Origin of the sequence: Paenibacillus sp. UMB7766-LJ446, assembly GCF_030226665.1 — a bacterium.
In the GTDB taxonomy this organism is placed as follows: Bacteria; Bacillota; Bacilli; order Paenibacillales; family Paenibacillaceae; genus Paenibacillus; species Paenibacillus vandeheii.
In genome coordinates this window covers 1-14943 of record NZ_JASOYM010000012.1, presented here as the reverse complement: position 1 = coordinate 14943, position 14943 = coordinate 1, and the positions used below count along the sequence as shown (strand labels likewise).

Here is a 14943-nt window from a genome sequence, read left to right as displayed (position 1 = left end):
ACGCGGAGGAATACATATTGAAAATTAAACCGGGCAAAAAAGTTTTACGGTCTTGGGTCGATTGCTATGTACCGGAAAAAGATTTATTTTTCCTATCGAAAGAACATCTTGATTATGAATTTGACTTTACTGATGTACTATTCATGCCAAAAGATGAGTTCTATAACCACAGCACATATAGGCAAGTGAATTATGTAAATGGTTATGAGTACTGGAATATAAGGAACGTTGATTATGTAATCATTGCTGAAAAAGAATGGATAGAAAACATCCCTGAAGATAAGAAACGATCTCTGTTAAATGCACAAGTGCAAAGTAAAAGGGGACTTGTTTTACCCGTTACATTTGTACATGATCTGTCAGAGATACCTGCAAGCTATTTAATTGATGGACATGTGATTCTTCAGCGCTTCATGTGGGAAAATTTGGACATATCATGTAAAGAACAGATACTTACGACAATGGTTTACGAATGGTGGGATAAAGGAGAATGTGTGAAGCCACCTGAGTCGCTACCTGATTTTCTAAAACCATATGCCAATTCATTTGCTAGTTCCCAAGGTGCAAATTGCCTCGCAGCAGTTTTGTTTGCAATCTCCAAAGGAAAACAGGAATGGTTTATCTATGAATGGGTACATCAAAAAACGTTTCTTGAGAAATTAGAACAGTATCATTACGAGGAGCTAATAACAGAGGATTTGGTTCAAGGGGACGTTATCATATGGACAGATAAGAATGGGATCATTCAACATGCAGCGTACCATCTGGGAGAACAACTATATTTCAATAAAGATGGGCAAACGATGTTTAATCCATGGAAGATACTCTCTAAAGAGCAGCTGTATAAGGAGTGGGAGCGTCTAAACATTGTAAAGTATAGGCAATGCAATGAAGTTTTTTGATGGAAATTAAAATAGAGTTCCCATAATTTTATATGGAGGTAAAGATATGAATCCACTGATTCCATCCTTAGATTTAATTAAAGAAATTGAAATCTCTGAAATCGATTATATGACAGATCGTATGCTTGCTATACAAGGTCGGGACAATAATCCGGAAGGAATTGAGATTCAGCAATTTGGAAATGCCATCTGTTTCTACAGTAAGACCATGCCTTGGCCCACTTTTAATACGGTGAAGGGCTTAACAAATAATGATATGGAACACATGGAAGCTATCATCGATTTTTATAGACAGCGAGATCGAAAGGTTCAGTTCGAAGTCATTCCGACTGTGGTGGATCAGAACTTTTTGAAACGCTTAACCGACTTAGGTCTGTATGCATCGGGTTTTCATTCATCCCTGATCATCAAACCTGAAGACAAAAGGAATCAATCAGATCATATCCGAATTCAAGAACTTGAAGAGGAGCAATTCGAGCTATATGCGACCATCCATTGCCGGGGGACCGGTATGTCGGATGACGGTATCCCTTATGTCGCGCAGAATAATAAGGTTCTTTATCATCGTCCAGGATGGAAGTTTTACATCGCATATGTCAATGAGATCCAAGCAGCGGTAAGTGTTCTGTTTATTAAAAATCAAAAGGCGTCCTTAACCTTTGCAGCAACATTACCTGAGTTTAGAAATCAGGGTGTACATCAGCAGCTTTTGAATAGAAGAATAACGGAAGCCATGAAACAGGAATGTAATCTGGTGGTGGGACAATGTTCCTTTTTATCACAAAGCCATCGAAATATGGAGCATGTTGGAATGAAGTTGGGATACATCCGAACCGCGTGGTCTGAAAGATAAGAAGCAGTTGAGGAGGCTTGGCATTAAAAATGGATTATAATCATAAACGGAAATAGGAGGCAGCTCATGAACAATACAAATAAAATCCTGGGTGCGGTTCTTATGGTTAGCAGCGTTTTTATTTCAACCCTAGATAGAATTTCGGATAGAATATCCATAGCGATAGTAGAAGCTGGTTATGCTTCAGGTGGGAAAGCGCGTGAGTTAATACCAGCAAGTGATAATGGTTTTACGGGTATACTCGTATATTTCTTATTTTTCGTCGGATTTGTACTATTGGTTTCCGGATTTCCGGGGAATTCCAGAAAGGATAAAACCAATAGGTATACCCAAAACCGAACATAGGAGGAGTTTTATTTTGCGGGAACACGAGGAGATTCTTAACGGAGGCAATGTGAACAAGGTTGTAAAGGTTGGGAGCACCGTTCGGCGTGAAGCAATACCGAATCTGTATGTATATGAATTGCTTTTGCACCTTGAAAAGGTGGGCTATGCGCATTCCCCTAGATATTTGGGAGCAGATGAGCAGGGTAGAGAGATTCTTTCTTACCTGGACGGTGTAGTTCCGGGAAATGATTATCCTGAGATTGAAAGTTATATGTGGTCGGATGAGACCTTAGAAGAAGTAGCCAAGCTTTTAAAAAGCTATCATGATGCTACAGTGGGATTTATTACAAGTACCGAGTCTTCCAATACCTGTCCAAGGATATCTTCAGAGGAAGAAGTAGTCTGCCATAACGATTTTGCTTTGTATAACGTTGTGTTTAAAGATCGACTTCCTGTAGGAATCATTGATTTTGACATGGCAGGGCCTGGTCCGCGTATATGGGATATCGTTTACAGCTTGTATACCTCTGTTCCGCTAGCAGGCTTTTCACCGGGTAAAGATGAAAGGGAAGTCGTTCCATATCATAAACAGGATCATGCATCTGAGCGGAAAAGACGTATAGCGTTATTTTTTAATGCTTATGGTATGGATGTGCCGACAGATCTGAAGGAATGGGTGGTTTCTCGAATTCATTTCATGTGTACTACATTATCTGATCGGGCTGCGTCTGGGGAGACTGCATTTATCAAAATGATCGAAGAGGGTCATTTGGCTCATTATGAGAAGGAAGCAAAGTTTCTTGAGAAGCATTTCGATGACTGGAGTTAATCCAACCTTTTATGCTATAGAAGTAATTATGAGGAAGGTGATCCAGCTTGAATCAAGCAGTGGTCGTTAGAGGTGAGGTAGTATGAAAAAGCGTTATTTAATACTTGGTTTAAGTATTGCTATTGTTGTTTTCATTGTTTCTTTAATAGAAGTTAGAGATGAAAGCATTGTATCAATAAAGCCTGAGGAAGTTGTTAAGGCTGAAATATATAATTTTGTTTTACCTTCTAATGCAACTGATCTCCAAATGATTAATATAACTGAAAAAAAAGATATTGCTCACGTGCTAACCAAATTAAGTGAGATAAAGCCGAAGGACAAAGGACTATCTTTAGATGGAGACTATTCCATTATATTTAATAAGAATGATGGCTCCAGACTTGTATATATGTATGAGAGAGGGCTACTTACAACTTCGACCGGATATAAAGGTAGAATAATTAGTGACAACATCATTAACAGGCTATGGGCCGGCCTTGATTATCCTGTACAGAATGTAACTGAAAATGAACTTCCATCGGATATGAAAAAGAAACGAAACGAGTGATTTTATTGTGATCAGATTAATACCTACGACAAGAGAGAACTGGAAAGATGCATTAAATTTACAAGTTCAAGCCAATCAAAGTCATTATGTTCCATCAGTAGCCGTGTCTCTAGCAAAAGTGCACATTCGTCCAGATGGAGATGAATACAGGTATCTGCCATTTTGTATATATAATACGGAGGATAGCTTAGTGGGTTTTGTCATGATCACAGTAGATGAAACAACAGCTTGGTCCTATTGGTTGAATGGTTTTATGATCGATGCAAGTTATCAAGGTAAGGGATATGGAAAAGCAACGATAGATTCGGTAATTAGATATATCAGAGAGAACTATGTCCATAGCAAGTGTTTGAATTTAACAGTATGTTCAGATAATGAAGTTGCAAGAAAGCTTTACGAAAAAATGCGATTTGCTGAGACCGGAGATGTATATGATGATGAAATTGTATATCGATTCGTTTTTTAATTTAACGAGAGAGGTGCAGTGATGATATATCGGAGGAAAACATATGTTGTAGCTTCTTCATTCGTAGAAGAGTTTAATGCTTTATTTAATGATATTTTATTACCTTCACAACTGAAGTACGGTGCGAGATTGATTGGAAGATGGCATACGCTTATTGATGATGAAACCAGTGAGATTTTTGCGATGTGGGAATATGATACATTAGAACAGTATGAAGAGATAGAGAAGAATATCAAGTCTGACAACGAACATGTAATTCGGGTACAAGAACGTTTTGATCAGATTGGAAGAAATAGATATAAGGAAGTATTTCGAAAAGATATTAAGCAAGAGTTCTTCGAATCGACAGTTGACCGAGAGAAGACAATCTTAAAGACCTCGTATAACTAATCGTAATAAATGAACCCCTTCTCAGCCCCGCCTAAGTAAAACCATATGGAAAACATCTCGACTTGATGATAGGTTTTCTTGCGACAAGGATTGGGGATTCCTATACGGGAAAAAGGTTTCAACCAACGATATCCTACACTTGATAACCGATGTTCCATATTTAACTTAAAGGTAGTAACAATATGATGCATCAAGTCTTCAAGTGTGGCATCGTGTTAGGTCTTTGACCATGAAGGCCTTCCTTTCATTTGCATTTAAGCAGATGAAAGCACTTGTAACTGACTTCCTATTTCTGCTTAACCAGAACAACACCAATAATGATGACCGCAAGACCAACCCACGTTTTCCATGAAGGGATCTCCTTCATAAACCAGTATCCCATCCATATGGAGATGAGCACTTCCATGCATTTGGCAATAATCAGGACATAGCCCAGTTGGCTGGCGGCTTTCATACCAAACTTGACGCCATATCCGACACTCAGATTAGCTGCGAAGAATAAAGGCAGCATCCAAAGATGGAATTTAAACGTAGACCAGAATTGAGGGTCGATATGCTTGCTCTGATATGAAAAAATAATATTGATACAGGCTAAGCCAGTAAACATGAGCACCAAGCTGATAAGGTACAGCATCACATCACTCCCTGGGATAAGTGGTATAATTAATGTTTCCTCGAACCAAAAATTTTATCCCGACGCATGAAATGTTGTTATTAATATTGATGAGAAAGCTAAAATGAAAGGAACAAGATTCATGATAATTTTTAAAGCAACGAAAGACACATTAAAGGATTTGAATGTGAAACCTGAAATAATCGAGCAGCCTGCAGATGCTTTCTTTAGTTGGCATGTCAATTTCTTTAAGCTATATGGCAAAAAACATTATGTGTTTATGAATGATTTTTCTAGATTGAGTTTAACGGTAACCGGAATTCGAACGAATCAAGCCAATAAACTAAAAGAGGTTTTTGTAAATCATTTGCAAGATTATTTTGCTGTTGAACAAATTCCTGAAGCGTTAGCCAATTCATATATAAAAGAATGTAGTGAAGAGGTAATTACAAAAACGGATAACAGGAGTGTTATAGGCACGATGAATGAAATGATGCTGATTTTGAATACGATTCAGCATGAAAACGATGATTTGAGAGACGAGGCCATGAGACATCAATGGAATAATAGAATAATCTACAAACCAATTGATTATAAGTATCCCATCGAGGTATTTGTTAAGGAACTGGAAAACAGATTCAAAAATGAAAATTAACTGCACTCTTCATTGGAGCGTCACGTGACGTCCAGCCAAAATGATGTGGAAAACATTTCTATGATGAATTTTACATAAAAGCAATATAGAATTCATTAAATTCCACAAGTCCTTTTATATACTTAGTTTGTTTGACTCAGCGAACTAAAAGGACTAGGTGGTCGTTTAAATGTTAAAAAAACGAGACTTGCACGAATGCCACTCACTGTATGATTTAATGCTGGACCCCGCAGTTTTTCCTTATGTTCGTCATAAGTGCCGATCTTATGAAGAATATTTATTCGTAACCAAGCAGGTGGTTGTTGAAGAAGAGCAAAACATATGTATTTCAAGAACGATCCTTAATGAGCTGGGCCACCCCATCGGCACCATTGATCTATATCAAATCGATAATAAGACGGGGTTTCTTGCCACGTGGATTGGAGCTCCTTATTTTGGAAAAGGCTACAACCAACGAGCAAAGGAAGCCTTCTTTGCGGAATTGTTTCTGCAATATGAAATTGAAACGGTATTTCTGAAAATTCGCAAACAAAACATCCGATCCAACAAAGCGGTTGGAAAATTACCGTATGTCAAATTAGCAAATGATATATACCCGGAGATATATGAATCGATAAATTATGCCGAACAGATCTATGATTTATATTATGTGGAGCGAGCAGGCTTTCTAACAGGCAGTGAAGAAATGCAGCATGTGGTAGCAACATAAGCCTTTTATTTAAGATATGGCTTGACTTGAAATGAAGTGAGGGTTCTCATAAAAGCCATGCCCCTTGGTTTACCAAAGAGAAGCTGGAGAAGAAGTTTGCAGTCCAAGCAGCCTTTTCCACAAGTTCATAGGGGCCAAGGGGAATAATAGCGACAAGGCGAAAGGAAATAGAATAATTTGGTTTATATTGAATTTACTTTAAATATACATATCGTTTATACTGTATCCATCTGGAAGAAACTGCTTACATACACGAAACAAGGCATACAATATCAAATTATGAAAGCGCTTTTTTTAGAGTTGGTAATCGTATGAAAGAGAGGAGGTCAACTTCCTAGATTGTAGTAGAGAGGTTAAACGGTTGGGAGTGAAGCGAACAACGATATTGTTATTAAATTTTAAAGGAGGAATTTATAATGTTCAAAGCCAAACTAGTAAAGGCAGCAATGTCTGTTGCACTTTTTAGCACGTTGTTCTCCATTCCAGTTATACCTACCGTCAGCGCCGCCGATGCCAACTGTCCAAACGGTTATGTAGGCCTGACGTTTGATGATGGCCCCAGCGGCAACACAACAAACGTGCTTAATGCGTTAAAGCAGGCGGGTCTACGGGCTACGATGTTTAATGTAGGGCAAAGCGCTCAAAATAATCAATCTCTGGTCAGCGCACAGGTGGCAGCGGGCATGTGGATCGGCAACCACTCCTATACGCATCCTGATATGACGACATTGAGCAGCTCCCAGATGTCATCGGAAATCACCCGGACACAGCAGACATCCAGTCGATAACCGGAAGTTCACCGAAGTTGTTCCGTCCGCCTTACGGCGCGACCAATGCTACTCTAAAATCTGTCCTCAGCCAAAATGGTCTAACCGAAGTGTTGTGGAACGTGGATTCTCAGGACTGGAATGGCGCCTCCACCGCCCAGATCGTAGCTGCCGTGAATAGAATGCAAAACGGTGACGTTATTCTGATGCATGACCAGTATCAAACGACATTGCAAGCGATTCCGCAGATAGCACAAAACCTGAAGAGCCGAGGCCTTTGCTCCGGTATGATCTCTTCGAGCACTGGCCGGGCTATCGCGCCTGACGGTGGTACAACCAATCCTCCAAGTACCGGGACGAAAGTGGAAGCCGAGAATATGACCAAAGGCGGCCAGTATACTGGTAATATTAGCTCGCCTTTTAACGGAGTTGTTCTGTATGCCAATAATGATTTGATCAAATACACACAGTATTTTGCAAGCGGCACTTATAATTTCTCACTCCGTGGTGCTTCGAATAATTCCAATATGGCCCGAGTCGATTTGAAGATTGGCGGCCAAACGAAGGGAACCTTTTACTTCGGAGGAAGCAGTCCCGCGGTTTACACCCTTAACAATATCAGCCATGGGACCGGAAACCAGGAGATTCAACTCGTTGTAACCGCTGATGACGGAACATGGGATGTATATATCGACTATTTAGAGATTAACTGAATAATCAGAGTGGTTAAACTAATCTGGAATTTTTGATTTAAGATACAATATGTATTCAAATGAAATCCTGTCGGGTCCGACCCGACGGGATTTTCAAGGTGCTCCTGGCGATGAATTATAGTAGATAGATGGGATATAAAGTAGAAATGCAGGAAAATGGAAAATTAAAGTCGAAAGAAGAGATATAACAGATATGTATAAAACAACGTTGTGTGCTGGTCGCTGAAATATATATTTCTGGGGTGATGTAATGGATATCAAAAAAATAGAGAATCTATCCAATGAAGATTGGCTTCAACTTGGAAGCTTTGGTTATAAATCCACTCAAAAATATGAGCTTACCAAAGAAGAGACGCAAGGCTCCTTTAGTATGCATTTAACGTTAATAAATTTGGATGACATCTACGAAAAAGAAGAATTGAACAGTACAGAAGATTTGGAACGATATGAAGAAATCATAAAAATGGGATTTTCTTATGGAATATTTATAGATGGGAAAATCATAGCGCTCGCCATTTCAGAACCACAACATTGGAATAATACGCTGATGATATGGCATTTGCAGGTTAATGAAACATACATAAGAAAAGGATATGGGAGGCTGCTGATCAATAAAGTGAATGAGATTGCTCAGGAACAAGGTTTCAGAGCTATTACGTTAGAAACCCAGAATACGAATGTTCCAGCCATTCATTTTTACATGCAATGCGGTTATCGAATAGAAGGAATTGATGTATCACTATATTCAAATAATCCGAGCGAAAACGAAGAAATAGCTTTATTTATGAGAAAGAAGATCAAGTAAGATAACTGGGTGTTATCATGAAACCGCTTAAACTATGATGTTGGGTGAGGAGAGAATACACATGATTACGCTCAGAAAAATAACACTAGATAACCGACGTTCTATATTTAACTTGGAAGTTTCAGAAGAACAGCGACAATATGTTGCTTCGAACCTTTCGAGTGTAGCCTCGTGTTATGTCCTTGCAACCAATGGCGGCACCCCATTCCCGCTTGCGATTTACGCAGATGAACAACCCGTAGGTTTTGTTATGATAACTTATGGAATCACGGGTTATGATCTTCCTCTCATTGCTGATAATAGCTATTGTATTTTGCGACTGATGATTGATAAACAGCACCAGAGCATGGGCTATGGTCGTGAAGCATTTAAGAAAATATTGGAGTTTATTCGAACTTTCCCAGCTGGACCTGCACGTTATTGTTGGATTCCATATAGTCCTGATAACTTGGCTGCCAAAAAGCTATATGAGGGCTTTGGATTCCATGAAAATGGTGAGGTGTGCCACGACGAGCTCATAACCGTATTGGAACTTTGAATTCTATTTTTAGAGGGGATTCTAAAACAAAGTTTCACGCTCAGTCTAATAGCTCTTGCTTCCTTGTGTCGTAAAGTAGAAGTTCAAAGTTGTATTTTTTACCATACATGATAACGTGATATTAAAACCAACTATTTTAGTTGGAAATGTATTTGGGAGGTATAATAATGACTAATATCGCGAAGAATCTCACAGATCTGATTGGTAATACACCACTATTGGAGCTTTCTAATTTTGCGAGAAAGTACCAAGTTGAGGCGAAAATCATTGCCAAATTGGAATACTTTAATCCAGCAGGTAGTGTAAAAGATAGAATCGGATATGGAATGATTAAAGACGCTGAAGAGAAAGGCTTAATTAACCAAAATTCAGTGATAATAGAACCGACGAGCGGAAATACAGGTGTAGGGCTTGCTTTTGCAGCTGCAGCATTAGGATACAGATTAATCATAACACTTCCTGAGAGTTTCAGTGTAGAACGTAGGAAGCTTTTGATCGCTTTGGGAGCAGAACTAGTTCTTACACCTGCCACAGAAGGAATGTCTGGAGCCATCAAAAAGGCTGAAGAAATAGCAGCTGCAATTCCTAATTCATTTATACCTCAACAGTTTAAAAATCCAGCAAATCCACAAGTACATAAGGTAACAACCGCAGAAGAGATTTGGAGAGATACTGAAGGCAAAGTGGATATTTTTATTGGTGGAGTGGGTACAGGCGGAACCATATCTGGAGTTGGTGAAGCACTTAAACAAAGGAAAGAAAATGTAGAAATTATAGCTGTAGAGCCTTCGGATTCCCCGGTACTTTCTGGAGGGACTAAAGGAGTGCATTCAATTCAAGGAATTGGTGCCGGTTTTGTTCCAGACAATTTTAATAGATCTGTAGTTGATGAGATCGTACAGGTAAGAAATGAAGATGCATTTGAAACAGCGCGTTTGTTAGCTAAATCCGAAGGATTATTAGTTGGAATTTCGTCTGGTGCTGCTGCTTATGCAGCAGTACAAATTGCAAAAAGGCCAGAGAATAAAAATAAAAGTATAGTTGTTCTATTCCCGGATACAGGGGAACGATATTTATCAACAGGCCTTTATTCTGAGGCATAAGATGAACTTAATGAGCCGCCCTCAGTACTTTTAATCGCTTCGTTGATGTTTTCTTTGGAGAAATTTAGGGGTGAGGGGTCAAAAACGAAATAAGTAAACATTAAACCGTGTGGTAGTAACAAAAATAAAAAAGGGTGAATGCGATGACTGTTGGCAGAAAGATTTTTGTTTTGAAGGATGAATCACGTATTGATCCCATAAGTAAGGAAACTAGAGAAGTGCTCATTAGCATATACTATCCTTCCAATCCCGTGGAACATGAGTCAAAGTATACTTCGTTATTTGAACCTAATACTTCTCTAGCTGTTGATATGCTCTGTAGTATGGGCGTTGATAGAGATCATATTTGTAATCTGGATACAAAAATACATAATGATGAGAGTGTTGATATTGCTGCTAAAAACTGTCCCATTATTGTTATAGCTCCGGCTTTTGGTGTAGTTAGAGATATGTATTCCTTCTGTGTAGAACATTTAGTGGAGTCCGGATTTGCTGTTATTACTGTAGGGGCGACTCATGAATCTATATTCTCCATTTTTCCTGACGGCCGCTTTGTCCAGCAATCCAATGAGATATCCGAAATAGACAGTTTAGATATCCATTCTTGGAAACGACTGTTGAAGCTTAGAACTGAAGATATTCGTTGGGTTTTGAGAAATGTAGTTGAAGTCTTGGATTCAGTTAAGGATCTTAGGGCTATAGTCGATGTGAATGAAATGGGGATCATTGGTCATTCATTGGGTGGGGCTGCTGCTTATGAATTGCTCAAAAGAGACAAGAGAATTAAGGCTAGTATTCTATTAGACCCTAGTTTTCATTTAATAACGGCGAGTAAAGAAGAAGGAGTATCTGTTCCGTTATTGATAGCTCGACAAGAGAAATGCTCTTTTGAAGAACTGGAAAATGAAATTTCTCCAGACCTATTACCTTTGTTACTGAGTGGGTATGAGTCGCTGTTTAACTCGAGTGATCTGAATAGTTCATTTATAAAACTAAACGATGCTCATCATATGACTTTTAGCGACATCCCGATACATTACAATGAAAATGGGATAGAAGACAAGCATTCTACTATTAATAAGTATATTACTGCTTTCTTTGAGGAGCATTTAAAGAAGAAAGAAAATAAATTTCGTGAACTGCTGAAAAATAAGTTTGAAGATGGAATTGATCAAATAAATAGTAAAGGACAAGTTATTTAAGGGGGACTAGAGATGTTTAGATAACACACGCTTAAAATTTTTGAAGGTAGTTCGCATTCATGAGGAGGAATGACGCGTGGAATTAAATAATTGGTCTGAGGAACTTTATTCTTATGATTTATCTAATGAATATTCCATTCAAAAGGCTGATCCCGAAGAATGGGGAGTGTATTGTTCTGTCTATTATAATATGGCCTATACTGGATTTTTTAAAGGAGAAGGCTTCAATGTTTCGCGGAATAACTCTTTTTGGATTTATAAAGGAGATTCAAAAATCGGTGGGGTAAGAATGGCACCCAATACGTTATATCATCTATTCTTTATTCCCCCATTCAATGATTCATTTGAGGTACTGAAGCTTCTTAAAAAAATACTTATAAAATGGTCTGATCCAACTCAACGTATCAAGGTATATGAAATTCTCCCCGATCAAGTACATTTATTTACGAGGGCTGGATTCTGGCCAGATGAGTTTAGATGCCGCTGGATGCAGCGTCCTACAGATCATTTCAATGTGCATTGGGATCCTGATCTTATGATTAAGAGCCCCGAAATTATCGAAAATGAAACGGGGACTAAGCAATACAGTAATGAAGATGAAATCGCTCTGTGTGACTTTGACAGCTTTGTAGGCGGTTTCGAAGCCTTACGGAGAAAACAGTCCTCCTTAGAAGACTTTATCCCGAACCAAGAGATACATTATACCAATGAGAACCTAACTCAAGCCTCTACCCTTGTATATGATAAGGTTACTGGACAGCTAGTAGCTAACTGTCGCCTATGTTTACAGGACAATCAAGCAGCAGTATACAGCATAGGAGTCAACCCCGCTTACAGAGGAAAAGGACTTGCTACACGCATGCTGCAAAGAGCTCTGACTGAACTTAAAGACAAGTATCCAGTTCTACAGTTATATGTCATGGAAGGCAACGATGCTGAATCAGTCTATTTTAATCTTGGATTTGTTCCAGGTGTTCAAGAGATACAAACAATGTATCTACCTGTAAATTGAATAGTCACGGTTAAATTTAATAAATAACAAACCCGAGAGGATTTATCAGACTGGGCAGCTTCGCTGTTTTTAATCCCTCGGGTTATAAAATACACTCCTGCTCCAATCCGTATTTTCTGATATTCATCTTCAATAGATGTAGTGCGTACATATTGTTGCTTTAGGAAGGATGGATGGTAACTATTGGAGACTATCTTAATGTTGGTAGTGTCTTTATTTTTTGGTATTTTTGTTGTGAAAATCGGAATGGATAATTCGAAGAGTAACCAGTACACCAAAGAAATATTGCAAGAATTAAGAGAAATCAAGGAGATTCTAAGGGATGAACGTTGACGAATTTCTAGGAGGAGTAGGGTGCTTTATGATTTAAAAGGCGAAGCTAGTATGTCCCTGTTGTTGGAATACTATTTTTCTGCGCTTAAAGAAAATATCCAACGACCCCGACGCTTACTAATGAACAATGAGAACCCAGCAGTCGTATTGCATATGCCTTTGAGCAGCTAGCAGTTCATAGAAAAAAGCCGAGTATGTGAAGAAACAAAGGAGGTGATTCCATTGGTAAACCAATAAAATGAGAAAATCTAAATGTTGATTCAAATAAGCATGCAGATTTTCTCTCTTATGGATCAAGACTTTACTATAGAGGAGAATGAACATGCTAAATCAATTAAGTGAAACGATCTACTATCTATCTAACCAAAATGATAAAGAAAGGCCAACATTGGGGTTAGTTTGCGGTGATAAATATAGCCTTGTTGTTGATGGTGGGAATTCGGTTCAACATGCCAGGGATTTCTTACATGAAATAGAGAAGTTAAACGTTCCACCCGTTAAATATGTGGTCATCACGCATGCACATTGGGATCATTTTTTAGGCATGAATGAATACGGAGCTACGATTATTATGAATAGTCTAACTAGCCAAAAGATGAATGAGTGGAGGGACTATTCTTATGATGACCGCTCTCTTCAGGAGTATGTGGATTCCAAGAAGATGACTTCACATTGTATGGAGACGATACAAAATGAGATACCGGAGAGGGACATATTTCAATTAAATCCCCCGGATATTACTTTTGAAAAGTCTCTCCATCTGGACTTGGGCAATAAAGTTTGTGTGCTTGAGACCATTCAAAGTACGCATACGGATGATTCAACAGTTGTGTACATTCCGGATGAAAAGGTGATATTTCTAGGCGATAGTGTGTATTGCACAACGACAAAAGATTTATATCATTTTAAACAGTCTCATTTATTGCCTATGATAGAAGATATTCAGAAATATGATGCAACGCATTTTTTGCTTGGTCATGAATCGATCTGTGACTTGGAGGAGATGGATAAATACTACAAAGAGCTCATCTTAGCCAATAATGCTGTGAAATCCACATCCATAGAGGAAGCGATTGAGCGATTTGAGGCAGCCAATGAACGAAAAGCAAATGACGATGAGCTTTTTTTCTTACAAGGATTTGTGAATGATCAGATATTACAATCAAAAGCAACGGAATAAAAGAATATCCATGAGGTCCTATTTCAATTGATCCGTCCGAAATTCTTTGATATACTTTTCGCATGATATTTGATTGGGGGTTACTCAGATGGCAATGCTGAATTGCTCGTTAGCTAGAAATAACTCATGCAAAGCCTGATCGGGGGCGATACTTTGTGTGGGGTGCGATAGTCTGAATTCTTTCGCCCAAACTTAACTTTATCGTTTCTAATAACAGGCTTTGCCCTTATTGAATTTTTTATGAATAATAAGGAGCTGAAAGCTATGAGTACATCATTTATTAGAAACCACCAATATAATCTGATTAAAAGACAAGCTGAATTTGTTCGCAAAACGTTTCAATCCGCCGCGGACCGCAGGGTCCTGGAGACTGTGAGATACAGTGCTGCAACAAACATTATAGGAGCATTTACGGAACTGACAGAGAATCAGCAGCAACTGCTGGAGCAAATTTCGTCACTGGGGACAACCGATGATTACCAAAGGTATTTGAAGACGTTAGAACCTTACCTGGAGTTGTATCCACCGATTACGTTGAAGCAAATTCAGAAGTTATTTCCGAAGAACAAAAAGATGAAAATGCCTGATCTACAATCCATTGATTTTCGTTATGTAACGTATCTGAGCTGGGTAGATATTGCTACAAACAAATTATTCATTGTATATCCGTTTGAAGGACAGTTTATCGGTATTGAGGGAAGAATAACGCCGACACACAAGAAGGGGTATTGCCTATTCTGTAATCGACATCAGGAGCTTGCCTTCTTCACGGTTAAAACCAAGAACGCTCTACCGGATAATTATTCTGCGATTGGTCAATACGTATGCATGGATAACCAAGGATGTAATCACAGCATTACCAATACAGAATCGCTGGAGAAGTTCATTCTCTCCGTTCGTAAATAAGGGTTATAACAAGTAATAAAATGTACCCTATAAGATGGACACTTTAAAAAGGTCATCTTATAGGGTCTTTTTTGTGTACAATGAATAAAAAAC

Annotated in this window: 17 protein-coding genes and 1 pseudogene; 17 read left to right on the top strand and 1 reads right to left on the bottom strand. The window is 38.6% G+C overall.

Annotated elements, in window-relative coordinates; genetic code table 11:
- Window positions 1-17 precede the first annotated feature (17 nt).
- The 7 genes from QP794_RS24640 to QP794_RS24610 all read left to right on the top strand — a co-directional run bounded on the left by QP794_RS24640 (window position 18) and on the right by QP794_RS24610 (window position 4314).
- Window positions 18-902, top strand: coding sequence for a hypothetical protein (locus QP794_RS24640; RefSeq protein WP_285079394.1), 885 nt, complete (start codon window positions 18-20; stop codon window positions 900-902).
- A gap of 46 nt (window positions 903-948) precedes the next feature.
- On the top strand, window positions 949-1755 hold the full coding sequence (locus QP794_RS24635; RefSeq protein ID WP_285079393.1) for a GNAT family N-acetyltransferase: 807 nt from the start codon (window positions 949-951) through the stop codon (window positions 1753-1755).
- Between the two features lie 66 nt (window positions 1756-1821).
- Complete coding sequence (locus tag QP794_RS24630) at window positions 1822-2100, top strand: hypothetical protein (protein ID WP_285079392.1); 279 nt, start codon at window positions 1822-1824, stop codon at window positions 2098-2100.
- 13 nt (window positions 2101-2113) lie between these two features.
- Entirely contained in the window at window positions 2114-2911 is a 798-nt protein-coding gene (locus QP794_RS24625; protein ID WP_285079391.1) for an aminoglycoside phosphotransferase family protein, read from the top strand.
- Between the two features lie 82 nt (window positions 2912-2993).
- Window positions 2994-3458 carry a hypothetical protein gene (locus tag QP794_RS24620; RefSeq protein WP_285079390.1) on the top strand — a complete coding sequence of 155 codons (465 nt, stop codon included), beginning with the start codon at window positions 2994-2996 and terminating at the stop codon, window positions 3456-3458.
- A 4-nt stretch (window positions 3459-3462) separates the two neighbouring features.
- Window positions 3463-3924, top strand: a complete 462-nt coding sequence (locus QP794_RS24615; RefSeq protein WP_285079602.1) for a GNAT family N-acetyltransferase — start codon at window positions 3463-3465, stop codon at window positions 3922-3924.
- 21 nt (window positions 3925-3945) lie between these two features.
- Window positions 3946-4314, top strand: a complete 369-nt coding sequence (locus QP794_RS24610; protein ID WP_285079601.1) for an NIPSNAP family protein — start codon at window positions 3946-3948, stop codon at window positions 4312-4314.
- A gap of 286 nt (window positions 4315-4600) precedes the next feature.
- On the opposite strand, the gene QP794_RS24605 is transcribed toward QP794_RS24610, so the two are convergent.
- Window positions 4601-4948 (bottom strand): hypothetical protein, encoded by a 348-nt coding sequence (locus QP794_RS24605; protein ID WP_024632092.1) that lies wholly within the window; start codon window positions 4946-4948, stop codon window positions 4601-4603.
- Window positions 4949-5051: 103 nt separating this feature from the next.
- Between QP794_RS24605 and QP794_RS24600 the strand changes: the two genes are divergently transcribed.
- The 10 genes and pseudogenes from QP794_RS24600 (at window position 5052) to QP794_RS24555 (ending at window position 14850) form a co-directional block, all read left to right on the top strand.
- The gene (locus QP794_RS24600) at window positions 5052-5582 is read left to right on the top strand and encodes a DUF6933 domain-containing protein (protein ID WP_285079388.1); all 531 of its coding nucleotides are present in this window, start codon (window positions 5052-5054) and stop codon (window positions 5580-5582) included.
- Window positions 5583-5751: 169 nt separating this feature from the next.
- Entirely contained in the window at window positions 5752-6291 is a 540-nt protein-coding gene (locus QP794_RS24595; protein ID WP_024632090.1) for a GNAT family N-acetyltransferase, read from the top strand.
- Between the two features lie 416 nt (window positions 6292-6707).
- Window positions 6708-7771, top strand: a pseudogene (locus QP794_RS24590) (polysaccharide deacetylase family protein).
- 250 nt (window positions 7772-8021) lie between these two features.
- Window positions 8022-8576 carry a GNAT family N-acetyltransferase gene (locus QP794_RS24585; RefSeq protein WP_285079387.1) on the top strand — a complete coding sequence of 185 codons (555 nt, stop codon included), beginning with the start codon at window positions 8022-8024 and terminating at the stop codon, window positions 8574-8576.
- A gap of 61 nt (window positions 8577-8637) precedes the next feature.
- Complete coding sequence (locus QP794_RS24580; RefSeq protein WP_285079386.1) at window positions 8638-9114, top strand: GNAT family N-acetyltransferase; 477 nt, start codon at window positions 8638-8640, stop codon at window positions 9112-9114.
- Window positions 9115-9281: 167 nt separating this feature from the next.
- Window positions 9282-10217, top strand: coding sequence for a cysteine synthase A (gene cysK / locus QP794_RS24575; protein WP_285079385.1), 936 nt, complete (start codon window positions 9282-9284; stop codon window positions 10215-10217).
- Window positions 10218-10360: 143 nt separating this feature from the next.
- The gene (locus QP794_RS24570) at window positions 10361-11419 is read left to right on the top strand and encodes an alpha/beta hydrolase family protein (RefSeq protein WP_285079384.1); all 1059 of its coding nucleotides are present in this window, start codon (window positions 10361-10363) and stop codon (window positions 11417-11419) included.
- A 76-nt stretch (window positions 11420-11495) separates the two neighbouring features.
- Window positions 11496-12431 (top strand): GNAT family N-acetyltransferase, encoded by a 936-nt coding sequence (locus QP794_RS24565; RefSeq protein ID WP_285079383.1) that lies wholly within the window; start codon window positions 11496-11498, stop codon window positions 12429-12431.
- Window positions 12432-13086: 655 nt separating this feature from the next.
- Window positions 13087-13944: an MBL fold metallo-hydrolase gene (locus tag QP794_RS24560; RefSeq protein ID WP_285079382.1), complete on the top strand. Its 858-nt coding sequence runs from the start codon at window positions 13087-13089 to the stop codon at window positions 13942-13944.
- A gap of 264 nt (window positions 13945-14208) precedes the next feature.
- Complete coding sequence (locus tag QP794_RS24555; RefSeq protein WP_285079380.1) at window positions 14209-14850, top strand: FusB/FusC family EF-G-binding protein; 642 nt, start codon at window positions 14209-14211, stop codon at window positions 14848-14850.
- Window positions 14851-14943: the final 93 nt, after the last annotated feature.

What these genes read in the sequence shown, in the direction of transcription:
- QP794_RS24605 (WP_024632092.1), bottom strand. Translation starts at nt 4,948, where the DNA reads ATGCTGTACCTTATCAGCTTGGTGCTCATGTTTACTGGCTTAGCCTGT.
- QP794_RS24560 (WP_285079382.1), top strand. Translation starts at nt 13,087, where the DNA reads ATGCTAAATCAATTAAGTGAAACGATCTACTATCTATCTAACCAAAAT.
- QP794_RS24620 (WP_285079390.1), top strand. Translation starts at nt 2,994, where the DNA reads ATGAAAAAGCGTTATTTAATACTTGGTTTAAGTATTGCTATTGTTGTT.
- QP794_RS24580 (WP_285079386.1), top strand. Translation starts at nt 8,638, where the DNA reads ATGATTACGCTCAGAAAAATAACACTAGATAACCGACGTTCTATATTT.
- QP794_RS24585 (WP_285079387.1), top strand. Translation starts at nt 8,022, where the DNA reads ATGGATATCAAAAAAATAGAGAATCTATCCAATGAAGATTGGCTTCAA.
- QP794_RS24570 (WP_285079384.1), top strand. Translation starts at nt 10,361, where the DNA reads ATGACTGTTGGCAGAAAGATTTTTGTTTTGAAGGATGAATCACGTATT.
- QP794_RS24630 (WP_285079392.1), top strand. Translation starts at nt 1,822, where the DNA reads ATGAACAATACAAATAAAATCCTGGGTGCGGTTCTTATGGTTAGCAGC.
- QP794_RS24635 (WP_285079393.1), top strand. Translation starts at nt 949, where the DNA reads ATGAATCCACTGATTCCATCCTTAGATTTAATTAAAGAAATTGAAATC.
- QP794_RS24555 (WP_285079380.1), top strand. Translation starts at nt 14,209, where the DNA reads ATGAGTACATCATTTATTAGAAACCACCAATATAATCTGATTAAAAGA.
- QP794_RS24600 (WP_285079388.1), top strand. Translation starts at nt 5,052, where the DNA reads ATGAAAGGAACAAGATTCATGATAATTTTTAAAGCAACGAAAGACACA.
- QP794_RS24595 (WP_024632090.1), top strand. Translation starts at nt 5,752, where the DNA reads ATGTTAAAAAAACGAGACTTGCACGAATGCCACTCACTGTATGATTTA.
- QP794_RS24610 (WP_285079601.1), top strand. Translation starts at nt 3,946, where the DNA reads ATGATATATCGGAGGAAAACATATGTTGTAGCTTCTTCATTCGTAGAA.
- cysK (WP_285079385.1), top strand. Translation starts at nt 9,282, where the DNA reads ATGACTAATATCGCGAAGAATCTCACAGATCTGATTGGTAATACACCA.